The following is a 26,118-nucleotide window of genomic DNA, read 5'->3' as shown; positions in this document are numbered from 1 at the left end:
CAGGGCCTTGCCAATGGGCGATTTCGACGCACGAGTCCGTCGAAGACGGCGGGTGCGAACATCCGGCCGAACCGGGGAAGACGGCCGGCGTCACCGCCGGCCGTCGGCCATTCAGTAGACGATCTCGACCTGCCGGCCTTCCTTCAGCGACTTCACCGCCGCATCGGCCATGGCGAGAGCCTTGAGGCCGTCCTCGCCCGAGGGATGCATCGGCTTGCCGGCCTCGAGCGCCTTGATGAAAGCGGCGATCTCGTTGGCGTAAGCCTGCGTGTAGCGGGTCATGAAGAAGTCCAGCAGAGGCTCGCGGCAATAGCCCTCGGCGTTCGCCACTTCGACGGTGGTGGCGCGCAGGTTTTCGGCGTGCACCATCCCCTTCGAGCCATGTACCTCGATGCGCTGGTCGTAGCCGTAGGTTGCACGGCGCGAGTTGGAGATCTGGGCGATCTTTCCGGACTTCGTGGTGAGAATGACAGAGCCGCTGTCGATGTCGCCGGCCTTGCCGATTTCGGGATCAACCAGACTCGACCCGACGGCGAACACCTTGACCGGATCCTCGCCGAGCAGGAAGGCCGCCATGTCGAAGTCATGGATGGTCATGTCGCGGAACATGCCGCCCGAGCGCGCCACATAGGTGGCCGGCGGCGGGGAGGGATCGCGCGAGGTGATGGACACCATTTCGACCGCGCCGATCTGGCCGGCGTCGATGCGGGCCCGCACTTCCATGAAGTTGGGATCGAAGCGCCGGTTGAAACCGATCATCAGCGCCGCCTTCTCCTTGGCGACGGTATCGAGGCACCGGCGCACGCGCGCGACATCGAGATCGATCGGCTTTTCGCAGAAGATCGCCTTCTTGGCGCGTGCCGCCTGCTCGATCATGTCGGCGTGCATGTCGGTCGGCGTGGTGATCAGGACCGCGTCGACGTCCTTGGCGTTCATGATCTCGTCGATCGTCCGCACCTGGGCGCCCGACGATTTCGAGATGAAGGCCGCTGCCTCGGGCAGGGCGTCGGCCACGGCCACCAGCTTCGCACCCGGGGTGGCGGCGACAGCGCCAGCATGTACCTTGCCGATGCGCCCGGCGCCCAGCAGTCCAAATCTCAGCGTCATGATTGAGCTCTCTCCCTCGACAGTTTCCGCCGGGGCATCGCGGATTTCCCCGCCGGCTGATTGCGTCTGCCCGTCGCCGCGCCAAAAGGTGAAAACGAGTCACAATCCCTTTCGGATTGGCCGTCGCAAGCCTGCTCCAACTCCTCCGCGCTGAGCTTTATGACGCGTTTTGTGGATGATATGGAACAGTCTATTTTCGAGATGGAATTTAAGTTCCATTTTATTGCCCCGTCAAGACCTTCCCGGCTCAATCGACCCGTCGCGGACATCCGGATCATTACCATTTGGTCGAAGGTGCCGGCTCGGGCGGTGTCGGAATTGCGAGTCCGCCCGCGTGCCGGGACGGGGTATTTCTGTTTTATTTTAAGTAGTTGGGTACAACTTCATGACCGGTTTCGTTGCCCGGTGGGAGAGCCGCTAGCCTGTAGGGATGAGCCGGCGCCGGCAACCGCATGGTGTAGCGTGCCGAAACGTCCGGCTGCCTCTTTGTCGATGCCAACAAAGGGTGGATAGGCTAACATCGGTTGGAACGATGGAACGGGCTTGAAACGTCCAATTCGACTGGAGCGATGTGGGGATGAGCGAAGAAGATAGCGAACCGATGGATTTCGAGGACGCCGAGGGTGTCGGGACGCCTCCGCAGGAGTTCCGGGCCTTGCGCGACATCATCGTCGAACGACGCGACAAGCTGCCGCGCCGGCTGGCGCAGGTGGCCGCCTATGCCGTCGAGTCGCCCGACGAGATCGCGTTTGGTACGGTGGCGAGCATAGCCACCGCCGCCAAGGTGCAGCCCTCGACTCTTGTTCGCTTCGCCAAGGCCATGGGATACAAGGGATTTTCGGAGCTCCAGGTCGTGTTTCAGGAGCGGTTGCGAGATCGCCCGACCAATTACGACGAGCGTCTCGATGCCTTCTCCACCCATTCGTCCGGTCGCCCCGTCACAGCGGCCATGCTGGACGGATTCGGCAAGGCTGCGATCCGTTCCGTCGAGCGTGTCTGCGAGCGCATCGATCCGGCCGTCATGGAAAAGGCCGCCCGCATTCTCGCCGATGCGGAAACCATCTATCTCCTGGCCCAGCGTCGTTCCTACCCCATCACTTCCTACATGGCCTACGCCTTCGGAAAGCTGGGAGTCCGTACCGTGCTGGTGGGGTCTCCCCTCGGCATCGACCGCGAGATCCTGAATTTCGCCGGTCCTCGCGACGCTGCCTTTGCCATCAGCTTCACGCCCTACGCATCCGCCACGGTCGATCACATGCGGCAGGTCGCTCTGCAGGGCGTGCCTCTGGTGGTGATTACCGACAGTCCGTTCAGTCCGCTGGTGCCGGAGAACGGCGCCTGGTTCGAGATCGTGGAGGCCGATTTCGAGGGATTCAGGTCGCTGGCGGCCACCCTTACGGTTGCCACGGCGCTGACAGTGTCGGTGGCCGACCTTCGTCGAGGTCGCGAGAAACAGAATTTACATACCGAATGAAATGAAATAGGGAATAATCAGATCAGAAATTGACGAGCCTTCGGGCTTGATCGTCGTCATGGATCGGATTGTTCCAACGTTTCCGGTTCGCGATCGACGCTTGTCCCTGGCGCTGAAGATTCGCTCTTGGAACGGAGCTGGGGCGGAATGCGTGTTCCATGGTCTTGTCGGGCGATGAGGATAGCCCGCGCGATGACCTGACGTCCGGTTCGGACGAAGCGTTTGGCAAACGACAGCCCGGTCGGCCGAAGGCCCGTGCCGGTGCGGATACTGGGAGAGAAGACATGATTCGCATTGGCGCCAACCCCATCTGCTGGTCGAACGACGATCTGTGGGAAATCGGCGGTGACATTCCAGTCGAGCAGTGCCTGACCGAAGCGCGCGACGCCGGCATTCAGGGCATGGAAAAGGGCCACAAGCTGCCTGAGGACGGGCCGGCGCTCAAGAAGCTGCTCGCCGACTACGGCATGGTCTTCGTCTCGGGCTGGTATTCCACTTTCCTGCTTGAGCGCGACGCCGATGCCGAGTTCGCGGCGGCTCAGAACGAGCTGAAGTGGCGCAAGGAAGCGGGCGCCGAGGTTCTCATCGTCTGCGAGTGCACGCGTACCGTTCACGGTACGAAGTCGGCGCCGCTGACCAGCCGTCCGGTGCTCACCGATGCCGAATGGGCCGTCTTCCTGCCGCGCATGACCCGTTTCGCCGAGCTGGTGAAGGGCTATGGCCTGCAGGTGGTCTATCACCATCACATGGGCACGGTCGTTCAGACGCCGGAAGAGGTCGACCGTTTCATGGCCGGCACCGGCCCGGCCGTGAAGCTTCTTCTCGATACCGGTCACATGACCTGGGGCGGCGGTGACGCCGTGGCCATGGCGCGCAAGTATGCCGACCGCATCGGTCACGTCCACACCAAGGATGTCCGCGCGCCGATCGCCAAGAAGGCGCTTGCCGAGGGCTGGTCCTTCCTCGATGCCGTTCTTGAGGGCGTCTATACGGTGCCGGGCGATGGGGCGATCGATTTCACCGGCGTGTTCAAGGCGCTGCCGAACTACTCGGGCTGGGTTGTGCTGGAAGCCGAGCAGGATCCCGAGAAGGCCAACCCGAAGAAATACGTCAACATGGGCATCGCCAACCTGAAGCGGTTCCTGGCGGAAGCCGGTCGTCTCTGACCAACCGTCCCTGCGCGGAACTGGCCCTCCGGAGCACGCCTCCGGAGGGCTTTTTGCTGGTCCTCAATGCTGCTTGGCATCCAAGGAGAATGCAGCGACCGCAAACGGTGCCGCCATGACAATGGCCCGGAGGCGGTGCCTCCGGGCCACAGGCAGAAGGGGCGAGTGCCTGCGCTTCGTGGGCCGGGCTCAGCCCACGCGCAGCGCTTCGCGCATGGCGCAGGCGAGCCGCGTCGCCTCTCGGGCGTCGGTGATGCTGCTCGGCGTCGGTCCGCCGGTCCGGACGGCATCGACGAAGGCACGCGCCTCGTGCAGGAAGGCGTCACCGAACCGCTCGAAGAAATCGACCTGACCTTCGATCTGACGATTGCCGCCGACTTCAAGCGTGACCGGGCGGCGCGGCACGCTCCGGCCGATGTCGAGCCCGCCACGCGTTCCTGAAATGGTCATCGTCGCTTCGTATCCGCGATGGGAAGTCCGCGAGACATGGAACGTCGCAACCTGTCCGCCCTTGAAGGTCACGGTGGCAAAGCCGTTGTCCACGTCGCCGCAGCCACCGAGGGCCGGATACATGACGCGGCTGCCGGCGGCGTTCACCGACGAGACCTCGGCTCCATCCAGCATCCAGCGAACGAGATCGATGTCGTGGATGCAGCAGTCGAGGAAGATGCCGCCGGACGTCGGCGCAAAGCGGACGAAGAATCCATCGGGATCGACGGGGTCCTCCGATCGACAGCTGATGGAGAAGACATCGCCGAGTTCGCCCTCGGCGATCCGGCGCTTGGCCTCGGCATAGGCCGGATCGAAGCGGCGCATGAAGCCGATCATCACCAACTGGTTGGGGCGCTTGGCGGCGACGGCGACCACCCGGTCGCAGTCGGCGGTTTCCAGGGCAAGGGGCTTTTCGCAGAAGACGTGCTTGCCCGCTTCGAGGGCAAGGATCAACTGGTCGGCATGCAGCGATGTCGGCGTCACCAGCCAGACGGCGTCGAGGCCGGGGTGGGCGAGTAGCTCGGGCAGGCCTGGGTAGGTCTTGATGCCCGGAAGCGTTGCCTCGGCCCAGGCGCGCTCTTCGGCGATCGGGCTCGCGGCTGCCACCAGCGAGGCGCCGGGGACGCGAAGGGCCAGGTTTTCGGCATGGCGGCGGCCGAGCCGGCCGAGACCAACGATGCCGATGCGGACGGAAGCGGACATGAGGACCTACCTCGAGATGGGCGCCGGACCGGGCGGCGATGGACCGGAGCGGTCGGCGCAATGTGGTTTGTTGCAGGTAATCGGAAAAACGATTCAGGACTGGCGTCGACAAAACGGCCAATCGGCTCCCGCCGCCGAAGCGACGGGGCCGAAAGTGACGAGGCGGCGCTGGCTGCCTCGTCCATATTTGCCGTCAGCACTCGTTCGGAGCGGTGAGGATCACTTGATCGAGGCGCGGAAGTCCAGGAGCTTCTGGGCGTTTTCCTTGGTGATCAAGGTGGCGCCGGAGTCGATGCGCTTGTCGATGGTCTTGCCGGCGATCGCTTCCAGCGCCTTCTCAACGCCGAGGCGACCCATGTCGTAGTTACCCTGGGCGATGGAGCCGTAGAGGTCGCCGGCCAGGATGGCCTTGAGGTTGTCGGCATTGGCGTCGACGCCGATGATCGGAACTTCCTTGCCGCTCTGCTTGAGGGCGCGCAAGGCACCCAGCGCCTCTTCGTCGTTGCCGGCGAACACGCCGGCGATGTCGGGCGTCGACTGCAGCACGTTCTGCGTCACCGTGTAGGCCTTCTCGCGGTCGGAGTAGGCCGGCTGGCGCGCGGCGATCTCGATGCCGGCGGCTTCCAGCACTTCCTTGGCGCCGTCGCAACGCTGGGTCATGCTCGGGTTGCCGGGAGCGCCATCGAGCAGCAATACCTTGTCGCCCTTCTTCAGCATCTTGAGCAGCGCCTCGCCACCCGCCTTGCCGGCGGCGATGTTATCGGTGCCGATGAAGGACGCGTAGTCGGTGAACTTCTCGGGCATGCCGGTATCGACCAGCAGGACCGGGATGCCGGCCTTGCGGACCTTGGTGATGACGTTGACGGCGGTATCGGGCTGCGACGGCGAGAAGATCAGGGCATCCGGCTTCTGGGCGAGAACGTCCTGAACCATGTTGATCTGCTGCTCGACGGCGTCTTCGGTCGGCGGCCCAAGCACGATGAGGTCGACGTTGTTCTTGTCGGCGGCAGCCTGGGCGCCGGCGGCGACGATCTTCCAATACTGGCTCGACAGCGTCTTGAGGACGACGGCGATCTTCACCTTCTCGGCGGCCGCGGCCGGGCTGCTGACAGCGGTGATCGCGGGCAGCGTTGCGACGGCGAAGGCACCGGCCATCAGAGCGGCGACGAAAGTTCTCCGGTTCATGCTCTCACTCCCAATAAGACTGGTTTGTTTTCCGAGCCTCGCATCTCCTCGTTGCGAGGTCTCGTTACGTCCGGTTCCTCGATCGGAACCAAGTCGTGGACGTAGGGCGGGTCGATCCGTCCGCTGAGGATGTGCCTCAGCGCCCGGATTTCAGGACATTCTGACGAAGGACGTCGACGGCCACGGCCACCACGATCACCGCGCCGATGGCGAAGGTCTGGAAGGCGCTATCGACGTTGAGAAGGTTGAGGCCGTTGCGAAGCACGGCGATCAGCAGCACACCGATGACGGTGTTGGCGATTGAGCCGACGCCGCCGAAGAAGCTGGCCCCGCCGATGATGACCGCCGCGATGGCGTCCGTTTCGTAGTCGAGGCCGGCCAGCGGATAGACGGCATTGACGCGTCCGGCAAGAACCAGTCCGGCGAGCGCGGCGGTGAGGCCGGAGATCGTGTAGACGAGGTTCAGGATGCTGTTGACCTTGATGCCGGACAGGCGCGCCGCTTCCTTGTTGCCGCCGACGGCATAGATGTATCGCCCGGTCGAGGTGCGGGTCAGGAAGAAGTACATGCCGATGTAGAGAATGGCGACCAGGATGAAGCTGACGGGGACCTGACCGATGGAGTTGTTGCCGAGATACTGAATCTCGTCGGGGAACATGCTGATCGGGGCGGCCGCGGTCACAAACAGGGCGATGCCGCGGGCCATTTTCTGCATGCCCAGTGTCGAGATGAACGGATGCGGCAGGCGCAGCTTGGTGAGCAGCAGGCCGTTGACGAGCCCGAGCAGCGCCCCCGAGCCGAGGCAGACCAGCATCGCGGGATACGGTCCCCAGCCCCAACGGTCGGAGGCGATGCCCATCATCATGGCCGACAGTGCCAGAACCGAGCCGACGGAGAGGTCGATGCCCGCCGTCAGGATCGCCAGGAACATGCCGATCGACACGATGGCGCTGACCGCCGCCTGCGAGGCGACGTTCATCAGGTTGTCCATGGTCAGGAAGCGGGGCGACAGCACGGTCATGACCGCGCAGAGCAGGATCAGGCTCAGCAGCACGCCGAGCTGATAGAGTTTTTCGGTCATGGCGGCGTTCTTGCCGGCGGCCTTTTCGGCCGGCAGCTTGCCGTTGTTGGTCAGGACGTCGTTGGACATCGGAAATTCCTCCCGCGGAGTAGGGTCCGGCAGCGCTGGCCGGGAAAGGCTGGTCTTGAGGTCAGGACGCCTGCTTGAAGCCGGAGGCGGCGTACATGATCCGCTCTTGCGTCGCTTCTTCCTGCGTCATCTCGCCGGTGATCTCGCCCTCGTGCATGACGAGGATGCGGTCGGCCATTCCCATCACCTCCTCCATTTCGGAGCAGATGATGATGACGCCGGCGCCATTTGCGACCAACTGGTTGATAAGCTTGTAGACTTCCACCTTGGCGCCCACGTCGATGCCGCGGGTCGGCTCATCGAAGATGAAGATCTTGGCGTTGGACAGCAGCCACTTGGCGATGACCACCTTCTGCTGGTTGCCGCCCGACAGCTTGCCCACCAGCATGTCCATGCCTGAGGTCTTGAGGCGCATTTCGGCGCAGACCTTCCTGGCTGTCTCCTTGATGCGACCGAGGCTCAGCCAGCCGGCCTTGCCGTACTTGTGCATCTTGACGATGGTCGCGTTGAAGGCGACGCTCTGGATCAGGATCAGGCCCTGTTCCTTGCGGTTCTCCGTCAGAAAGGCGATGCCGGCGTTGATGGAGTCGAGCGGCTGGCGGATTTTGACCGGTTTGCCGAACACCTCAATGGAGCCGGAATCATAGGGATCGGCACCTGTGATGGCGCGCGCCGTCTCCGTCCGTCCCGCGCCGACCAGTCCGGCAAACCCCAGGACCTCACCGGCTCGGAGGTCGAAGGAGATGTCGTGCAGCACGCCCTTCCTGTTGAGGTTTTTGACCGACAGGACGACGTCGCCCTGCGGCGCCGGCTCCTTCGGATACTTGTTCTGGATGCTGCGGCCGACCATCAGCTGGATGATGTCGGCGACTGAGCGCTCCTTCATGGCGAAGGACTCGATGGTGCGGCCGTCGCGCATCACCGTCACGGTGTCGCAGTTGTCGCGCACCTCGTCGAGGCGGTGCGAAATGAAGAGGATGGCGACGCCGCGCGCCTTCATTTGAGCCATCACGCGGAAAAGGTCATGCGCTTCCTTCTCACTGAGGCTGGACGTCGGCTCGTCCATGATGATCAGCTTGGCGTTGGACCAGACGGCGCGGCAGATTTCGACCATCTGCTGGTGACCGACGCCGAGCGTGCCGAGCCTGGCGGTGGGCGACACGGCGAGCCCGAGGTCGGCGAGCAGTTCGGCCGCCTTGGCGTTCATCTGGGCGCGATCGAGAACATTGAGCGCCGGTGCGAGATACATCTCGCGTCCCAAGAAGATATTCTCGGCGACGCTGAGATGCGGAATGAGGTTCAGTTCCTGATAGATGCAACCGATGCCGATGCCCATCGCCCGGCGCGGATCGAGTGATGTGTAGGTTACGCCGTCGAACTCGATCGTTCCGCCGTCCGGCGTATGAGCGCCGGTAAGCATCTTGATCAGGGTCGACTTGCCGGCACCGTTCTCGCCACAGATGCCGTGGATCTCGCCGGCACGCGCCTCGATGTCCACACCATCGAGTGCGACGACCCCGGGAAATTTCTTTGTTAAGCCTTTGACTCTCAGCAGGATTCCATCGGCGGCCATTTCCGATACCTCGGTTGCGGTGCTGAGCAGCAGGTCGCCGCGCCGCCCGGAAACCGGCTTCGCTGCCTGACCATCTTCTCCCCACCCATCAGCCGGTCGGCTCCCCGCGGACCGGCCTCCTCCCTTGCCTCATTCGGTCAGGAATGAAGCGACTGTTTTTTCGCTCAGAATGGAAGATTAGTTCCACTTCAGCCCGGGGACGTCAAGCCCCTTTCAGTTTGGCCTTGTCGCGAACTATGCAGCTCCTGATCGTTATCAGTGGGGTGTAATATGGGTAATTAATTGATTTAGAATGAGTATCGAAGTAGCGCGATCTCGTCATGGGTGCATAAGTGGTGGTGCATGTCATACTAACGTATGAAACGAACATTTCATATGTATAGACCTACAATCTGATTGGCTCGATCGCATGTGTCGAGGAAGTCGCGTTCCATCCATCGAATGGTACGTTCGTGCCGAACGGCGGGCTCGGCGTGCCGGAGGCGGTAAGGAAGAAGAGTCGGTTGGAGTTCGGGGCGCGCGCGCCACCATCTGACCTGAAGCGGCGCTCAGAGGGCCTGTTCCGCCCGTGCCGTCCGAACGATCGACGTCACGAAGGCTGCGACAAACACGAAGGCCATCAGGAGCACGATGGTCGGTGCCGGGGCGCTGTCAATAAAGAAGGACAGGTAGACGCCGAGGAGTGACGCCGCCACTGCCACGGCGGTGGCGACAGCGAGCATGGCGGCAAAGCGCCGGGTGACCAGAAAGGCGATAGCGCCTGGCGCGATTAGCATGGCGATGGCGAGGATGATGCCCACCGCCTGGAGGGCGCCGACGATGGTCAGCGAGATCAATGCCAGAAGACCGTAATGTAACAGCCCGACCGGCAGTCCGGAGGCTTTCGCCTGTGTGGGGTCGAAGGCGTGCAGCAGCAGGTCCTTCCATTTGGCGCCGATGATGCCGGTGGCAATGATGGCGATCGTCGCGGTGAACGCGACATCCCGCCAGGAGACACCGAGCATGTCGCCGAACAGGATGTGGTCGAGGTGCACCGTTGCCTGGACTTTGACGTGGAGGACGAGGCCCAGGCCGAACATGCCGGAGAACACGACGCCCATGACGGTGTCCTGTTTGATGCGGCTGTTATCCTTGAGAAAGCCGGTGGCGAGCGCGCAGAGCATGCCGGCCGTGAACGCGCCGACCGCATAGGGCAGGCCGACGATGTAGGCGACGACGACGCCGGGAAAGACGGCGTGCGAAATGGCGTCGCCCATCAGCGACCAGCCTTTCAAGACCAGGAAGCAGGACAACAGGGCCGTCGGCACCGCCACCAGCGCCGCGATGACCAGCGCGCGAACCATGAAGTCGAACTGGAATGGCGAAAGGAGCGTGTCGACGACGGTCATCTGGAGGTCTCCAGACTTCGCTCGGCGCGCCGCCGTGCAGCCAGCAGGCCATGGCGGGGCGCCAGCAGAAAGGCTGTGAGGAAGATCGTCGCCTGAAGGACGACGATGATGCCGCCAGTGGCGCCGTCGAGGAAATAGCTGGCGTAGGCGCCGACGAAACTGGTCAGCGTGCCGATCAGCACGGCGATGGCGATCAGGCGCGGGAAGCGGTCGGTGAGGAGGTAAGCCGTGGCGCCTGGCGTCACCACCATGGAGATGACCAGGAAGGCGCCGACGGTCTGGAGGGCAGCCACCGTCGATGCCGACAGCAAGGTGAAGAACATGATCTTGAGGGCGGTGGTATTGAGGCCGATCGAGCGGGCGTGCGTCTCGTCGAAGAAGGTCACCATCAGGTCCTTCCACTTGGCGAGCAGCACGACGAGCGAGACGAGGCCGATGAGCGCGAGTTGCAGGATGTCGGCCGGTGCGATCGCCAGCACGTTGCCGAGCACGATGGTCTGGATGTCCACCGACATCGGCGACAGCGACACCATGAACAGGCCCAGCCCGAAGAAGGAGGAGAAGATCAGGCCGATGATGGCATCCTCGCGCAGCTTGGTGCGCTGGTTGAGGAAGAGCATGGCGGCGGCTGCAAGTCCGCCGGCGAAGAAGGCGCCCAGCGAGAACGGCAGGCCGAGCATGTAGGCGCCGGCGACGCCGGGGACGATGGCGTGCGACAGCGCATCGCCGATCAGCGACCATCCCTTCAGCATCAGGTAGCAGGACAGGAAGGCGCAGACGCCGCCGACCAGCGCCGACACCCACATGGCATTGACCATGTAGTCGTAGGAAAAGGGTTCGAGCAGCGCGGCCATCATTCGGGCCCCTGCGAGCTGGCGTTCAGTCGGGTCGCTTTGCCGTCGCGCAGAACGAGAGCCCGCTCGTCGTCGGTGATGACGCCGACCGGATACGATCCGCCGTTGCGCTGCTCGCTGAGGATGAATTGACGGAGGGCACCGCCGAAGGTCACTTCGAGGTTGGCCTGGGTGAACACCTCGGCGGTCGGGCCGTAGGTCAGCACGGTGCCTTTGACCAGCACGGTGCGGTCGCAAAATTCCGGCACGCTGCCGAGATCGTGGGTCGACACCAGCATGACCCTGCCTTCCTCGCGCAGCTCCTTGAGCAGATCGATGATGGCGCCCTCGGTCTTGAGGTCGACCCCCGTGAATGGCTCGTCGAGCAGAATGACCCGGCTGTCCTGGGCGAGCGCCCGCGCCAGGAACACGCGCTTTCGCTGCCCGCCGGACAGCTCGCCGATTTGGCGCTTGCGAAACTCCGCCATGCCGACACGGGAGAGGGCGACGGCGACCGCTTCATGGTCGGCAGGGCGCGGCCGGCGCAGGAAGCCCATGCGACCGTAGCGGCCCATCATCACCACGTCCTCGACCAGGACTGGAAAGTTCCAGTCGACCTCTTCGCTCTGCGGCACGTAGGCGACCAGGTTCTGGCCGAGCGCCTCCGCCACCGGCATGCCGAAGATGGAAATGGAGCCACGCGCCAGCCGTACGAAGCCCATGATCGCCTTGAACAGCGTCGACTTGCCCGAGCCGTTGACGCCAACCAGCGCGGTGATGGTGCCTGACGGGGCCAGGAAACTGGCGTCGCGCATGGCTGTATGGCCGTTGCGATAGGTGATGGTTGCCGATCTCACCTCGATCCCCGCGCTGGCGGAGCCGGCGATCGTTCCTTGCTGGTCGGCCCTTTCGATCATTGGCGTGCTCTTTCAGCGGCAAATCTTGAGGCGGAGTTGGCGTCAGGGTGTCGCTGCCAATCCCTTGGCAATCGTCTCCGCCGTGACGCGCAGCAGGTCGAGATAGGTCGGCACGGGGCCGCCCTCTTCGCTGAGCGAGTCCACATGGAGCACGCCGCCGTATCGGGCGCCGGTTTCGCGAGCCACCTGTTCGGCCGGTTTGGAAGATACCGTGCTTTCGGAGAAGACGACGGCGATGCCGTGTTCACGCACCGCGTCGATCACTTTGCGGACCTGCTTCGGCGTGCCCTGGCTGTCAGCATTGATCGGCCAGAGATAGAGTTCGTTGAGCTCGAAGTCGCGGGCGAGATACGAGAAGGCTCCCTCGCTCGTCACCAGCCAGCGCCTGTCGGGCGGCAGGGCGGCCAGCTTCGCCCGAATGGGATCGATGGCCGCCGTGATCTTCGCCTTGTAGGCTTCGGCATTGGCCCGGTAGGTGTCGGCATTCGCCGGATCGTGCTGGGCGAAGGCGTCGCGGATGTTGTCGACATAGATCAGCGCCGAGGTCGGCGACATCCAGGCATGCGGATTGGGCTTGCCGGAATATGGCCCTTCGGCAATGCCGATCGGCGCGACGCCATCCGATACGGTGGCGCTTGGCACGTCCTGGAGGTTGCCGAAGAACTTCTCGAACCAAAGTTCGAGATTGAGCCCGTTCCACAGGATCAGCTTGGCGCCTTGCGCCCGTTGAATGTCGCCGGGCGTCGGCTGGTAATTGTGAATTTCGGCACCGGGCTTGGTGATCGACTCGACGATGGCGGCATCGCCGGCCACGTTCTTCGCCATGTCGGCGATGACGGTAAAGGTCGTCACCGCCTTGAACTTCTCCTCGGCGCTGGCCCCCGTCATAGAGAGCGTCTGAGCCAGGATGGCGGCGAGCGCCAGCCTGAACCAGTCTCGCGTGTTTCGGAACCGCAGGCCGCGCATGCTTCGATCTCCTGTAGGCTGATCTCGAATGTGTAGCCTAGGCATCATATGCAATTGCGAGGCGTTTGCAAATACAAACTTAAGCACGCCGAAACGCACCGCCTCGTCGAAGGACGCGGCGATCTCGGCGATCGGCGTGGATGGGTGCTCGATACGGCTCGGCAGGCGCCGCCGAGCTCGGATTCGGGGCGGACTGGTAGGCATGAGATGGCGGAGAGCTTGGCGCTACCCGTTGTCCGCGTCAGGCGCGATGGTCGAGCCGGGCGACCAATCGGTCTCCCAGCCACTGAATGCCCGACACCAATATGATCAGCACGGCGACGACGGCGACCATGACGCCGGTCTCGAAGCGCTGATAGCCGTAGCGGATGGCAAGATCGCCGAGGCCGCCGGCCCCGATCGCACCGGCCATGGCCGAGGCGCCGACCAGCGTCACCAGCGTCACGGTGAACCCGGCGACGATGCCCGGCAGCGCCTCCGGCACCAGCACTTCGCGCACGATGGTCCAGCGGTTGCCGCCCATGGCGCGCGCCGCCTCGATCAGACCGGGATCGACCTCGCGCAGCGACACTTCGGCGACGCGGGCATAGTAGGGCGCCGCGGCGATGGCCAGCGGCACGATGGCCGCTGCCGTGCCGAGCGACGTGCCGACGAGAAGCCGGGTCAGCGGGATCAGGGCCACCAGAAGAATGATGAAGGGCACCGAGCGGAAACCGTTGATCACCCAGCCAAGCGCGCGATTGACGACGAGGCTTTCGGCGATGCCGCCCCGGTCGGTGGCGACAAGAATCAGGGCCAGCGGCAGGCCGGCGACGAAGGAGATGACGCCGGAGGCCAGCGTCATGACAACCGTCTCCCAGATCGACTGGAGCAACAGGTTAAACAGGACGGGAGACATGGCCAAGCACCTCGACGCGGGCATTGATGGACCGGAGATAGGCGGTGGCCTCGTCGACGAGGCCGGCCGGCTCGCGCGGGACGGTCAGGAAGAAGCGGGCAACCGGCTGGTCGTGAATGTGGTCGATGCCACCATGGAGAAAGTGCACCGACGACGGCAGATGCTCCAGCAGGTCGACGAACAGTCCGTCACCGAGGGCGGGATCGGTCAGATCGACGCCAAGCACCGTTTCGCGCCCGTCGGGGGTGAACCGCGAGGCGATATGCGCCGGTAGCTGCGGCCGCACGCCGGACAGGAGGCTCTGCGTCAGCTCCGTCTTCGGGTCGGAGAAGACCTGCCAGACCTCTCCTTCTTCGACGATGCGGCCGGCTTCCAGCACCGCCACGCGATCGCCGATGGTCCGCACCACTTCCATCTCATGGGTGATGAGGACGACGGTGACGCCCAGCTTGCGATTGATGTCCTTGAGAAGCGTCAGGATGGCGCGCGTGGTCTCGGGGTCGAGGGCGGATGTCGCCTCGTCGGAGAGCAGCAGGGCAGGTCGTGCGGAGAGCGCCCGGGCGATGCCGACGCGCTGCTTCTGCCCACCCGACAGCGCCGATGGATAGGAGCCGGCCTTGTCGGAGAGGCCAACGAGATCGAGCAGCTCCAAGGCGCGCGTGCGTCGTTCTGCCTTAGCCCAGCCGGCGATCTTCAAGGGCAGGGCGACGTTGTCCACCACCGTCTTGGCGGACATCAGGTTGAAGTGCTGGAAGATCATGCCGATCTTGCGGCGGATCGGCTGCAGCTCGCCTTCGCTGAGGCCGACGATATCGCGTCCTTCGATCTCGATGCAGCCGCTATCGGGGCGTTCGAGGCCATTGAGGCAGCGGATCAGCGTCGACTTGCCGGCGCCGGAGCGGCCGATGATGCCGAGGATTTCGCCGCGTCGCACGGTGAGCGACAAATCGTCGAGGGCGCGTGTCGGACCGAAGCTGCGGCTGACGCCGGACAATGCGACGACCGGCACCTCCGGAACGCCGGTTGCGGGGTCCACGGCCGCGAAGGCTGTGGCGGACGGCTGCGAGTTCACGTTTCTTCCAGTCATGTCTCGTCCGGAGGGGCACCGCGACCGGGCTCCCCCGATGAACGCGATCCGGCGGAAAACCGCCGGATCGCTTCTTCAACGGCTTTCTGTCCCTTGGGTCAATAGGCGGCGACGCCAGTGCCCTTGTAGACATCGTCGAAGACGGCCTTGACGGTCGGGTTCTGGTAGGCGGCGACGAGCTTCACGACCCAGGGCTCCTTGGCGTCGGCCTGGCGCACGGCAATGAAGTTCCGGTAGGGATTGTCGGCGATCGCTTCCTGGGCGATGCGGTTGTCGGCGGTCAGGCCAGCCTTCAGCGCCCAGTCGGTGTTGACCACCGCGCCATCGAGGTCGTCGATGGCCCGGCCGACCACGCCGGCGTCGAGTTCCTTGATCTCGAGATTCTTGGGGTTTTCGGCGATGTCGGCGACCGTGGCGAGAATGCCGGTTCCGTCCTTCAGCTTGATGAGGCCCTGCTGCTCCAGCACCTTGAGAGCGCGGCCCTCGTTGGACGGGTCGTTCGGCACGCCGATGCTGGCGCCTTCCTTGAGGTCGGCAACCTTGGTGTGGGTCTTGGAATAGAGGCCGATCGGCCACAGGCCGGTGTAGCCGGCAACGACGATATGATAGCCGTTCTGCTGGATCTGGTTGTCGAGATAGGGCTTGTGCTGGAAGGCGTTGGCGTCGATTTCGCCGCGTTCGAGCGCCTCGTTCGGCTGGGTGTAGTCATTGAAGGTGACCAGCTCCAGCGTCAGGCCGACCTTCTCCGCCTCGGCCGCCGCTGCCCGCCAGACGTCTTCATCCTCGCCCGCCATGATGCCGACCTTGACCGACGTCTTGTCGGCTGCGAACGCCGCCATCGTGCCGAGACCGGCGACGGACGCAAGCGCCGCGGCGCCGGCAAGGGCGGCGAGGCCCGCGCGACGAGTAAGGGAGGTGGTGAGGAGCGTCTTGGTCATCTCGTAGGTTCCTGTTCGCTGTCCGGCAGTCGGACGTCAGAACGACGGCGTCGTCTTCGCTTGAGACTATGGCAGATGCCGCTTATCACGGCGACGCTGTGCACAGCGCTTGTGCAATGTGCCTGCGAAAAGTTCTGCCAATATGTTGGTGCAATCCGGATGAATTTTCTATGGCGCAAGATGTGACGAGCGCCAAGCGCCACGACCGGCGGCCGCAGCCGGACTATTGTGCGGCCACCCAACAAAACCGATGCCGCCACGCGCGCCACGTGGCCGGCCGCCAGCGAGGACATCATGGTCGCCATCAGGCTGCTTCCGGAAAACGACACCACCAACGGCTGGTCGGCCGTGTTGCCGCCGCGCGCGTCGAAGCCGCGCCTTGCCGAGACGGTCGTGGCGGACTGGGCGATCATCGGCGCCGGCTATGCCGGCCTTGCCGCCGCGCGTCGTCTTGCCGAGCATCGCCCGGGCGATCGGATCGTCATTCTGGAGGCCGGGACCGCGGGCGAGGGCGCGCAGGGCCGCAATGCCGGCTTTGCCATCGACCTGCCGCATAACGTCACCTCGTCGATGGCCGAGCTCGACGAGACCGCTCGCTATAAGCGCCTCTACAGGGCCGCCATCGACCATCTCGATGGCGTGATCAAGGCGCATGACATCGATTGCGACTGGGCGCAGGACGGCCGTTATCACGCTGCGGTATCGGAAGGGGCGGTGCAATCGGTGCTGAAGCCGCTTGTCGCCGAACTCGACCGGTCGGCGGAGGACCATCGTTGGGTCGATCGCCAAACGCTCGCCGACGAGATCGGGACCGACTATTACGCGGCCGCCGTGTTCACGCCCGGTGGCTACCTCGTCAATCCCGCGGCGCTGTCGCGCGGCCTCGCCGACAGCCTGCCCGACAACGTGACGCTTTACGAAACGACGCCTGTGGTCCGCTTCGAGCCGGGCGCGCCGTCGCGTCTCGTCACGCCGGAGGGCGAGGTGAAGGCGCGCCAGGTCGTCATTGCCGTCAACGGCTTCGCCGACCGCTTCGGTTACTTCCGGCATCGCCTCCTGAGTTTTGCCGCCCATGCCAGCCTGACGCGTCCGCTGACCGATGCCGAGATCGCCAAGCTGCAAGGGAAGGCGCGCTGGGGTCTGACGCCGGCCAACGCCTTCGCCGGCATCACCATGCGCCGGACAGCCGACAATCGCATTCTCGTCCGTCAGAACGTCAGCTTCCGGCCAGGGCTTCGCGCCGACGACGCCGAGCGGTCGCGCGTCGCGGTCGACCACAAGCGCCTGTTCGATCAGCGCTTCCCCGGCCTGTCCGACGTCACAATCGCCCACACCTGGACCGGCTACATCTGCTTGTCGAGAAATGGTGCTCCGGGGTTCGGCGAGGTGGCGCCGGGCGTCTGGGCGTCGGTTTGCCAGAACGCGGTCGGCATGACCAAGGGCACCATCGGCGGCCTGCTCCTGGCCGACAAGGCAGTCGGGGTGAAGAACCCGCTGATCGCCGACATCGAGGCGGTGTCCGGGCCGGCCTGGATCCCGCCGCGCCCCGCGCTCGACATCGGCGTCCGCACCCGCTTTGCCTTCGAGCTTTGGCGCTCGCGCGCCGAGGCCTGAGCTCCGTTCGCTACCGTCAGGATCGGTGTGGCGGCCAGACCTCGGTGTCATGATCGGGGTGCTGGTGATTGCTGCTGCTGATCCGGTGCAGCATGTCGGGATTGCCGGCATAGGTCGGCAGGTCGCCGGGTACCTGCGGCAGGCCGGCATACCAGGACACGCGGCTCTCGTTGCCATACTGGTTTTCTGGAGGCACGCGATCGGGGTCGTCGAGGGTGCCTGCCAGCACGCCAAACTCGCCATCGTCGGGATAGTCGAAACTCATCGGCGTTCCGCAAGCGCTGCAGAAGCCCCGGCGCCCGACATCCGAGCTCATGAAATAGCTGAGGGCGCCCCGCGTCAGGCGGAAAGCCGACTTGGGTATCGGGCAGATCACCGCAAATGGACCGCCCACGGCCTTCTGGCACATGCGGCAATGACAAACATGCACATTTCGCGGTTGCTGATCGAGTACGTAACGGACGGCGCCACACTGGCAGCCGCCTGTGATGCGAAACTGGCTCATTGGCTTGCCCCGAGACCGGTGAAACGCTGCGGGGGAGTGTTGCCGCATTGGCGGCGATGATCAAGCCGTCGGCAAGGCCATGGCAGCGCGACTTCCGGCGCAGACGGTCTCAGGCCGCATCGACCGCTCGGTGGGGATGGACCGGTCCCCGCCCGCTGCCGAGCGCCGGCAGCAGCTTGCTGATGTCGGAGAAATCCCGTGCCGACAGGCTGATCTCCGTTGCCTTGGCGACGGCCGAGAGCTCGTCGGCATCGCGGACACTGACCGCCAGGGCGGCCACGCCCGGCCAGCTCAGCGTCCAGGCCGCCGCCACGGCGGCCGGATTGGAGTGTCGGCGTATGGCGATGATCCGGAGCAGCCGTTGCATCGATTCCAGGCTGTCGCCGGCTTCAGCCGATCCGATGACGGCGAACGAATGACTGGCGATGACCACCGGCGTCGGCTGGCGCCGCCACAGCAGTTCGCCATCGCTGACGCGACGGTCGAAGAGCGACATCTCGACGTGGACGGCATCGCAGATGCCGATCCGCTCGGCGCGCTCAAGACTGGCGCTGTCGGGCGCGACCAGTCCCAGGCTTCGCACGAGCCCGCTTTGCCGCAGATCGAGGAGCACGGACCAAGCGTCCTCGAACAGCGCGTCGGAGGTAGCGGCGAGATGGAGCTTGACCAGATCCGCCGTCTCGATGGCGAGGCGGGCGAGCGACCGCTCAAGTTGTCGGCGCAGCCGGCGCGGCTCGAAGGTCGGGCGCAATTGCGCCTGCCGGGAGCGTCCGTCCCAGTCGAATCCGACGGCCAGCGCGACAAAGGGGCGGTCACCGGACGGCAATGCCGCAAGGGCGCTGCCGACATGCCGCTCGATCTCGCCGCGTTCGAAGATGGCATCGGTATCGATCCAGTTGATGCCGAGTTCGAGCGCCCGGCGAATGGCTTCGCCAGTCCGGCTTGCGTCGGCCCCTAAAGCCGCCGTGCCAAGCCCGATCCGCGATAGCTGCAAGCCGCCGATGGCGGCCGGTCTGCCTGGCGTGCTCCCTTCGGACATGTTCCCTCTCGGATGACTGCCATGGCGGCGATGCCAGCGTCCGAAAAGGCTAACCAATGTCGGAAGGGATCATCAGGGCTGGTTTTTCCTTTTTCTGCCGATCGTCGGAACGATATGCCGCTTGTACGCCGCTTTGCCGCAAACCGCTTGCGCATGGTGCGTTTCGGTGGATCGGGTGTGCGGCGGCCGGCGTCTTGCTCTCCTATGTAGAAGACCTCAAGCCTCTTTCGCTCGACCTTGATCCTTCCCCTTGCCGGCCGTGATCCGGCGGACGGTGACGAACAGCAGCGGGACGAAGAACACGCCGAGCACGGTGGCCGAGATCATGCCGCCCATCACACCGATGCCGATGGAATTCTGCGCCGCCGAACCGGCGCCGGTGGCCCGGGCGAGCGGCGTCACGCCCAGCACGAAGGCAAGCGACGTCATGACGATTGGCCTGAGGCGCAGGCGGGCAGCCTCGACCACCGCGTCTACCGCCGTACTGCCGCGTTCCATCAGGTCCTTGGCGAACTCGACGATCAGAATGGCGTTCTTGGCGGTGAGACCTATTGTGGTGAGCAGTCCCACCTTGAAATAGACGTCGTTCGACTGGCCGAACAGCTGGGCGAAGGCGAGCGCGCCGAACACGCCGACCGGTACCGCCAAGAGCACCGAGAAGGGGATCGACCAACTCTCGTAGAGCGCGGCGAGGCACAGGAAGACCACCACAAGCGAGACCGCGTAGAGCAGCATTTCCTGCGAACCGGCCAGACGCTCCTGATAGGAAAGGCCGGACCAGGCCGCCGTATAGCCGCCGTCGAGCTCCGCCACCAACGTTTCGGCTGCCGTCATGGCATCGCCGGAGCTGACGCCACTGGCCGCCGTTCCATCGAGGGCGATGGCCGCCGTTCCGTTGAAGCGGGCAAGCGACGGCGAGCCCTTCACCCATTCCGTGCTGACGAAGGCGGAGAATGGCACCATCTCGCCGCTGCTGTTTCGGGCGTACCAGCGATCGATGTCGCCCGGTTGCATGCGAAAGGGCGTGTCGCCCTGCACGTACACCGGCTTGATCTCTCCATGGTAGATGAAGTCGTTGACGTTCGAGCCTGAGAACACGGTGGTGATCAGGCTGTTGATGCCGGACAGGTCGACCCCGAGCGCACCGGCCTTGTTCCGGTCGATATTGATCTTGAGCTGGGACTCCTGGGTGCGGCTATTGCCGCGCAGATTGGCGATTGATGCGTTGGTCGCCGTCTTGTCGGCCATCTCGTTGGCGGCGGCGTTGAGCGCGTCGCGGCCCGCGTTGCCGCTGTCCTGGAGGTACATCGAGAAGCCGCTGGTCTGGCCGAGGCCCTGGATGGCGGGCGGCGCCAGCACGAACACCTCAGCATCCCGGATCGTCCGGAAGTGGGCCGAAGCGCGCGCGGCGACCGCGCTCGCCGATAGACGGCTGTCGGTTCGTTGGTCGAAGTCCTTCAGGCGGGCGAACCCCATGGCGCTGTTCTCGCCGCTGCCGCCGAAGCCGAAGCCCAGCGTCATGAACACGCTCTCTATCGCGTCTTTCTCGTCGTTGAGAAAATAGTCCTGTACCTTGTCGATCACCGCCTGGGTGCGGGCGGCGTTGGCGCCGGCCGGCAGCGTGATCATCGTCATCAGGACGCCTTGATCCTCCTCGGGCACGAACGACGTCGGCAGCTTGCTGTAGAGGCCGTAGGAACCTGCGATCAGCGCGAGGAAAACGGCGAACATTCGCGCGGGACGCACGACTATCCGGCCGACCATGCCGGAATAGCCGTTCGTCAAGCGCGCGAAGCCGCGATCGAACCAGCCGAACCAGCGGTGAAGAGGCCCCTCGTGGCTGGGCTTCAACATGAGCGCGCAAAGAGCCGGAGTCAGGATGACGGCGGCCAGCACCGACAACAGCATGGCGCTGGCGATCGTGACCGAGAACTGTCTGTAGATGACGCCGACCGAGCCGGAAAAGAACGCCATCGGAATGAACACGGCGGTCAAGACCAGCGCAATGCCGATCAGCGCACCGGTAATTTCGCCCATCGATTTCTCGGTCGCTTCACGCGCCGGCAGTTTCTCGTCGCGCATGATGCGCTCGACATTCTCGACCACGACGATGGCGTCGTCGACGAGCAGGCCGATCGCCAGAACCATGGCGAACATGGTCAGCATGTTGATCGAGTAGCCGAGGGCGGCAAGCACGCCGAAGGTTCCGAGCAACACCACCGGTACGGCGATCATCGGGATCAGTGTGGCGCGGATGTTCTGCAGGAAGAGAAGCAGCACCAGGAAGACGAGAACGATGGCCTCGATCAGCGTCTCCACCACCTTTTCGATGGAGAGCTCGACAAAGGGCGTCGTCTCGTAGGAGTAGGCGACCTCCACCCCCTCGGGCAGCGAGTCCTTGAGGCTGTCGAGTTCGGCGTGGACGAGTTCGGCCGTGTTCAGGGCATTGGCGCCGGATGCGAGCTGGACGCCGAAACCGGCTGCCGGCATGCCGTTGAAGCTTGTCCGCTGGCCGTAGCTCTCAAGACCGATCTCGACGCGGGCCACATCGGACAGGCGCACGACGGAACCGTCGCCGGTGGTCTTCAGGCTGATGCGCTTGAACTCGTCGACCGACGTCATTTGCGACTGCGCGACGATGCTGGCCTTGAGCTGCTGTCCCTTGACGACGGGTGAGGCCCCGATGAAGCCGGCGGCCACTTGGGCATTCTGCGCCTTTATGGCGGCGGTCACGTCGCTCGGCACCAGCTGGTATTTCAGCATCGCCCCGGGATCGAGCCAGATGCGCATGGCATACCCGGCCCCGAAGGACTGTACGCCACCGACGCCGTCGAGTCGCTCGATGCGATCCTCGATCTGGCTGGACATGATGTCGGACAGTTCGTCCGAACTGTAGCGGCCGTCGCGGGAGATGATGTTGCCGATCATCAGAATGCCGGACGGCGACCGATTGACGCGAACGCCGGCATCCCGCACGGCATCGGGCAGTTGCGACTCGACACGCGAAAGCTTGTTCTGCACCTCCACTTGAGCCAGTTCGGGATTAGTCCCGTTGGCAAAGGTGAGTTCGATCGAGGCGGATCCGGTGCTTGACGACGACTCCATGTAAAGAAGGCCGTCGAGCCCGGTCATGGCGCTTTCGATCTTCTTGGTGACCGAGTTCTCGACCGCTTCGGCGGTGGCGCCAGAGTATGTGGCCGAGATGCGGACCGTCACCGGCGCGATATCGGGGTATTGCGAGATCGACAGCGAATAGATGCCCATCACACCGGCGAGCAGCGTGGCGATGGCCAAGACGATGGCAAATACCGGCCGGGCAATGAAGAAGCTGGCGAGCGCGTTGCGCGGCGAGGTGAGGCTCATTTGCCGCTCTCCGCCTTCAAATCCTGATCGACGACGCCGTCCTCGTCGATGGTCGCCTCGACGGGGACGACGTCGGCCCCGGCCGAGACCTTCTGAAAGCCGTCGACGATCAGCCGATCGCCCGGGGAGGCGCCGTCGGTGACGATCCAGTTGTTGCCTGAGGTGCCCGCCGTCGTGATGCGTTTGGTCTCGGCCTTGTTGGCGGCCGACACGACGTAGATCGTCGCGACTCCGTCGTCGCCGCGCGTCACCGCGCGTTGCGGCACCAGGAAGGCGTTGTTGAGCGTGCCGAGATCGACGCTGGCCTGAACGAACATGCCGGGCAGCAGGATTCGCTGGCTGTTCGGGAAGGTGGCGCGAAGGGTGAAGGTTCCGGTGGTTTCGCTGACCACCGGCTCTGCGAGCGAGACCACGCCCGTTTCCGCATAGGCCTTGCCATTCTCGAGCGTCAGCCTCACCGCAGGCGGCTTGCCGAGGTCCTGGCCCAGCCGTCCGCTATCCACATCTTCGCGGATGCGCAGGAGGTTGGCGCTGGAGTCGACGAGATCGACGTTGATGGGATCGATCTGACGGATGGTGGCGAGCGCGGCGGTCTGGTTCTCGGTGACGAGCGCGCCGACGCTGACCGAAGATACTCCGATCAGACCGTCGATCGGAGCGCGGATGGTGGCGTTCTCGAGGTTTATGCGTGCCGTTTCCAGATCGGCCCGGGCGGCCTCCTCAGAGGCCTCGGCTTGAAGGAGGGTCGAGCGGGAATCGTCGACCGTCTGGGCGGCGACCGCGTTGCTCTCGCCAAGTTTGGAGTAGCGGTCGAAGGCGGTTTGGGCACCGGCCGTCGCCGCCTCGGCCTTCTTTACGGCAGCTGCCGCGGCGGCGTAGGCGGCCTTGAACTTGGCATCTTCGAGTTCGTAGAGCACGTCGCCGGCCTTGACCACGCGTCCTTCCTTGAACGCAATCTTCCGGACGATGCCGTTCACCTGCGGACGGATTTCCGCGGTGGCCAACGCGATGATGCGGCCCGGCAGTTCCATGGTGCGCGGCACGCTTGTCGGTTGGAGCGTTATGGTGCCGACCTCAGCCTTGCCGGCCGGCGGCGGCCCGGATGGTCCGCTCGGCTGGCACGCGCCAACGAGGGCAAGCAAGAGCAATAGGCCGCCGCATCTTCCGATATTGCGTATGGTCATCGTAGCCCAGCCTTGAGTTCTGCGATCAAAACGCTTGGAAACACGTCTTAGGACGATAGTCGTAGGCGGGATCAATAGTTTCCCGCACTTTGCCAAGTCAACGTCTTGCTGGAGCGTAATTGTAACCGGATATGGAATTGTCGCAAGCTGGAAACGAAAGTGCCCAATGACTTGCAGGTATGACAAAAATTGTCCCGGATGATCGACAAGTTCATCCGGGACATCAACGAAAACCTGACATCGACGCTGAGGGCGTTTACAGCCCGAAGATGGCCGGCCACCAACCGAAACCGACGAACAGACTGCCTGCGATGCCCGGAATGAGGGGCACCCAGCGTCTGGAGAGCGGCAGTCCCTGACGGCGCAGAATGCGGTCGCCGAGCCAGATGCTCCAGACGACGCCGATCAGGAACAGGCCGCCGCGGATCGCGTGCACGCCGTCCATGCCGACGAAGGTGTAGCGCAACGGCGTCAGCAGCTCGGCGCCGAGACCGATGATCAGGCTCATCAACGCCACCGGCGCGTATTGATAGCCGAGTTCGGTGAATACCTGACCGAACCCGCCATCGGCGCCGAGCCGACGGGCGATCATGGCGCCGACGGCCGTCAGACTGGCGAGAACAGCGGTAAGGATCGCCATGGTGCCGAGCATGAAGCCGACGATCATGATGAAGTCGAGCCAGAGGAAGGTTTCGGCACGGGCCGGGTGCACGCTCATCAGCCATGACGGGCCGATGCGGGTGATCCAGTCGATGTGATTCTGGAGCGCCCATACGCCAAGCTCTTGGCGCATCGCCTGATACTGCGGCAGCACCAGCCACAGGAAGCCGCCGAGCGCCACGCCGGTGTCGAGGAACAGGAACCAAGCCTCGGCCGGATTGGCGCGGTGGTCGCGGATTTCCTCCACTTCGACGCCCGGTCGCCGCAGATCGAGCCGGATGCTGCCGGCCGCTTTCGGATTGACGCAGCGGAAGCACTCGATGCAATGGCGGCTCTCGACCTTGCGTGGCAGGTCGATCATGGTCGGGCAGGCGCCGCGTTCGGTATAGGCGTCGCCGCCGCTGAGCCGGACCTTGGGCGTGAACTGGACGGCGCCCAGCCGGGAGTAGAGGCCCAGGACGCGGCCGATCGGGCAGAGATGACGGCACCAGACGCGTTTGTTGCGGCCGTAGAGGCCGCCGATGGCGATGGCGAGCAGCATGGTGCCGCCGAACAGTCCGGCAGCCGCTTCGGGATGGTCGCGCACACCGATCGTCTGGCCGTAGAGCGTCATGATGATGAAGCTGAGGGCCGGCGTGCCCTCCCACTTGATCCAGGCAGGGATGGCGCGCTGAAGACCGTATTTGTTGGCCAGTTCGGAGGCGGCGCCCATCGGGCAGAGCGTCCCGCACCACAGGCGGCCGAGCACGATCACCGACAGGAAAACCAGCGGAAACCAGATGCCCCAGAGAAGATAGCGCAGAAACAGCGTCGGGTTGGAGAGGATGCCGCTTTCGGCGGGCGGATCGGGCAGCAGGACCGGCAGGCCGATGACCACCAGAAACACGCCGAACATCAGCACCTGGACCCAACCGAAGTGCCGGCGCCAGCGGACGAACAGTGCCTCGACCTTGCGGGTGAAGGGGCTGCGCGAAGCGGTGCCCTCGGCTTCGATCATGGTTCTCACGGCCGGGCCGACAAAGTCGTCGCCACGGACAAGCCTATTCATCGATGCGTCCCTCCGACACCGGTTCCGAGTGGTGCCGCTTCACCCGTCCGTAAAGGACACCGAGATGCTAACTGCTCGCAATTGCATCTCGCATCAAGCTGGTGGTTTCCCTCATGAAATCTGGAGGATGCACACCCGCCAAAATTTCAGGTGAAATCAGCGGCTTGCGCTGAGCGACATCGCTATCCGGAGTTTCCCTACGGTTGACGCGGGTGTCGGGCTGAAAATACTCATGACAATCATTTGCAAAAACGGGGCAACAAAATGCGTATCCTGAACGGACTGGTCCTGACCTCGGCGGTCATCGGCTTTGCGACGAGCGCCTATGCGCTCGAGTATCCGATTGGCGAGCCGCAGTTCGGCGGCGGCATGGAAGTGGCTGCCGTCTATCTGCAGCCGATCGAGATGGAGCCGGCCGGCATGATGCTGGCCGCCGACAAGGCGGACATCCACCTCGAGGCCGACATTCACGCGACCAAGGACAACGTCAACGGCTTCGCCAATGGCGACTGGGTTCCCTATCTCGAGATCACCTACGAGCTGACCAAGGACGGCAAGACCGTGTCGAAGGGGCCGTTCATGGGCATGGTCGCCTCGGACGGTCCGCATTACGGCGACAACGTCAAGCTGGACGGCCCCGGCGTCTACCAGCTCACCTACCGCATCGCTCCGCCCGCCAGCAGTGGCCACATGGCGATGTTCGGCCGCCACGTCGACAAGGAAACCGGCGTCGCGCCCTGGTTCGAGCCCTTCGAGGCCAAGTACGAGTTCACCTACGCCGGCACGGGGAAGAAGGGTGGTTACTGAGCCCCTCCTCAGCACGACGCAC

Annotated in this window: 21 protein-coding genes; 4 read left to right on the top strand and 17 right to left on the bottom strand. The window is 64.3% G+C overall.

All coding sequences use genetic code 11. The features are described 5' to 3' along the window. Nucleotides 1–111: 111 nt before the first annotated feature. Entirely contained in the window at nt 112–1,107 is a 996-nt protein-coding gene (gene iolG / locus QQZ18_RS10550; RefSeq protein WP_284540837.1) for an inositol 2-dehydrogenase, read from the bottom strand. Nucleotides 1,108–1,684: 577 nt separating this feature from the next. Here iolG and QQZ18_RS10545 point away from each other — a divergent pair. Further along, the gene (locus tag QQZ18_RS10545) at nt 1,685–2,581 is read left to right on the top strand and encodes a MurR/RpiR family transcriptional regulator (RefSeq protein WP_284540836.1); all 897 of its coding nucleotides are present in this window, start codon (nt 1,685–1,687) and stop codon (nt 2,579–2,581) included. Between the two features lie 284 nt (nt 2,582–2,865). After that, on the top strand, nt 2,866–3,747 hold the full coding sequence (iolE, locus tag QQZ18_RS10540) for a myo-inosose-2 dehydratase (RefSeq protein WP_284540835.1): 882 nt from the start codon (nt 2,866–2,868) through the stop codon (nt 3,745–3,747). Between the two features lie 189 nt (nt 3,748–3,936). On the opposite strand, the gene QQZ18_RS10535 is transcribed toward iolE, so the two are convergent. From QQZ18_RS10535 to QQZ18_RS10485, 11 genes are all read right to left on the bottom strand, one after another. Beyond that, a complete protein-coding gene (locus QQZ18_RS10535; protein WP_284540834.1) occupies nt 3,937–4,941 on the bottom strand; it encodes a Gfo/Idh/MocA family oxidoreductase in 1,005 nt (334 codons plus the stop codon). Between the two features lie 219 nt (nt 4,942–5,160). After that, complete coding sequence (locus tag QQZ18_RS10530) at nt 5,161–6,126, bottom strand: sugar ABC transporter substrate-binding protein (RefSeq protein ID WP_284540833.1); 966 nt, start codon at nt 6,124–6,126, stop codon at nt 5,161–5,163. Nucleotides 6,127–6,262: 136 nt separating this feature from the next. After that, entirely contained in the window at nt 6,263–7,276 is a 1,014-nt protein-coding gene (locus tag QQZ18_RS10525) for an ABC transporter permease (RefSeq protein ID WP_284540831.1), read from the bottom strand. Between the two features lie 61 nt (nt 7,277–7,337). Continuing rightward, the gene (locus QQZ18_RS10520) at nt 7,338–8,849 is read right to left on the bottom strand and encodes a sugar ABC transporter ATP-binding protein (RefSeq protein ID WP_284540829.1); all 1,512 of its coding nucleotides are present in this window, start codon (nt 8,847–8,849) and stop codon (nt 7,338–7,340) included. A 548-nt stretch (nt 8,850–9,397) separates the two neighbouring features. Next, on the bottom strand, nt 9,398–10,237 hold the full coding sequence (locus QQZ18_RS10515) for a metal ABC transporter permease (protein ID WP_284540827.1): 840 nt from the start codon (nt 10,235–10,237) through the stop codon (nt 9,398–9,400). Then, nucleotides 10,234–11,094 (bottom strand): metal ABC transporter permease, encoded by an 861-nt coding sequence (locus tag QQZ18_RS10510; RefSeq protein WP_284540825.1) that lies wholly within the window; start codon nt 11,092–11,094, stop codon nt 10,234–10,236. The genes QQZ18_RS10515 and QQZ18_RS10510 overlap by 4 nt, the downstream gene beginning before the upstream one ends. Continuing rightward, nucleotides 11,091–11,987 carry a manganese/iron ABC transporter ATP-binding protein gene (locus tag QQZ18_RS10505; RefSeq protein ID WP_284540823.1) on the bottom strand — a complete coding sequence of 299 codons (897 nt, stop codon included), beginning with the start codon at nt 11,985–11,987 and terminating at the stop codon, nt 11,091–11,093. The genes QQZ18_RS10510 and QQZ18_RS10505 overlap by 4 nt, the downstream gene beginning before the upstream one ends. Before the next feature lie 42 nt (nt 11,988–12,029). Next, nucleotides 12,030–12,875, bottom strand: coding sequence for a metal ABC transporter substrate-binding protein (locus tag QQZ18_RS10500; protein WP_446728637.1), 846 nt, complete (start codon nt 12,873–12,875; stop codon nt 12,030–12,032). Between the two features lie 319 nt (nt 12,876–13,194). After that, the gene (locus tag QQZ18_RS10495) at nt 13,195–13,851 is read right to left on the bottom strand and encodes a methionine ABC transporter permease (protein WP_284540819.1); all 657 of its coding nucleotides are present in this window, start codon (nt 13,849–13,851) and stop codon (nt 13,195–13,197) included. Beyond that, on the bottom strand, nt 13,832–14,923 hold the full coding sequence (locus QQZ18_RS10490) for a methionine ABC transporter ATP-binding protein (RefSeq protein ID WP_446728636.1): 1,092 nt from the start codon (nt 14,921–14,923) through the stop codon (nt 13,832–13,834). The genes QQZ18_RS10495 and QQZ18_RS10490 overlap by 20 nt, the downstream gene beginning before the upstream one ends. A gap of 113 nt (nt 14,924–15,036) precedes the next feature. Beyond that, nucleotides 15,037–15,876 carry a MetQ/NlpA family ABC transporter substrate-binding protein gene (locus QQZ18_RS10485; RefSeq protein WP_284540802.1) on the bottom strand — a complete coding sequence of 280 codons (840 nt, stop codon included), beginning with the start codon at nt 15,874–15,876 and terminating at the stop codon, nt 15,037–15,039. Nucleotides 15,877–16,170: 294 nt separating this feature from the next. Between QQZ18_RS10485 and QQZ18_RS10480 the strand changes: the two genes are divergently transcribed. Further along, nucleotides 16,171–17,490 carry an NAD(P)/FAD-dependent oxidoreductase gene (locus QQZ18_RS10480; RefSeq protein ID WP_284540800.1) on the top strand — a complete coding sequence of 440 codons (1,320 nt, stop codon included), beginning with the start codon at nt 16,171–16,173 and terminating at the stop codon, nt 17,488–17,490. A 16-nt stretch (nt 17,491–17,506) separates the two neighbouring features. Here QQZ18_RS10480 and QQZ18_RS10475 read toward each other — a convergent pair whose 3' ends face one another. The 5 genes from QQZ18_RS10475 to QQZ18_RS10455 all read right to left on the bottom strand — a co-directional run bounded on the left by QQZ18_RS10475 (nt 17,507) and on the right by QQZ18_RS10455 (nt 25,289). Beyond that, nucleotides 17,507–17,995 (bottom strand): GFA family protein, encoded by a 489-nt coding sequence (locus QQZ18_RS10475; protein WP_284540798.1) that lies wholly within the window; start codon nt 17,993–17,995, stop codon nt 17,507–17,509. A 109-nt stretch (nt 17,996–18,104) separates the two neighbouring features. Then, complete coding sequence (locus tag QQZ18_RS10470; RefSeq protein ID WP_284540796.1) at nt 18,105–19,034, bottom strand: aldo/keto reductase; 930 nt, start codon at nt 19,032–19,034, stop codon at nt 18,105–18,107. 216 nt (nt 19,035–19,250) lie between these two features. After that, nucleotides 19,251–22,397, bottom strand: coding sequence for an efflux RND transporter permease subunit (locus QQZ18_RS10465; RefSeq protein WP_284540794.1), 3,147 nt, complete (start codon nt 22,395–22,397; stop codon nt 19,251–19,253). Beyond that, entirely contained in the window at nt 22,394–23,545 is a 1,152-nt protein-coding gene (locus tag QQZ18_RS10460; protein ID WP_284540792.1) for an efflux RND transporter periplasmic adaptor subunit, read from the bottom strand. Before QQZ18_RS10460 ends, QQZ18_RS10465 begins: the two co-directional genes overlap by 4 nt. A 292-nt stretch (nt 23,546–23,837) precedes the next feature. Next, nucleotides 23,838–25,289, bottom strand: coding sequence for a 4Fe-4S binding protein (locus QQZ18_RS10455; RefSeq protein ID WP_284540790.1), 1,452 nt, complete (start codon nt 25,287–25,289; stop codon nt 23,838–23,840). Between the two features lie 264 nt (nt 25,290–25,553). Between QQZ18_RS10455 and QQZ18_RS10450 the strand changes: the two genes are divergently transcribed. Next, on the top strand, nt 25,554–26,096 hold the full coding sequence (locus tag QQZ18_RS10450) for an iron transporter (RefSeq protein ID WP_284540788.1): 543 nt from the start codon (nt 25,554–25,556) through the stop codon (nt 26,094–26,096). The last annotated feature ends 22 nt before the right edge of the window (nt 26,097–26,118 follow it).

The sequence above is a fragment of the Pleomorphomonas sp. T1.2MG-36 genome, assembly GCF_950100655.1.
GTDB lineage: Bacteria > Pseudomonadota > Alphaproteobacteria > Rhizobiales > Pleomorphomonadaceae > Pleomorphomonas.
Note: the sequence above shows the minus strand (reverse complement) of the source record. Positions and strands in the feature narration are given on the sequence as shown.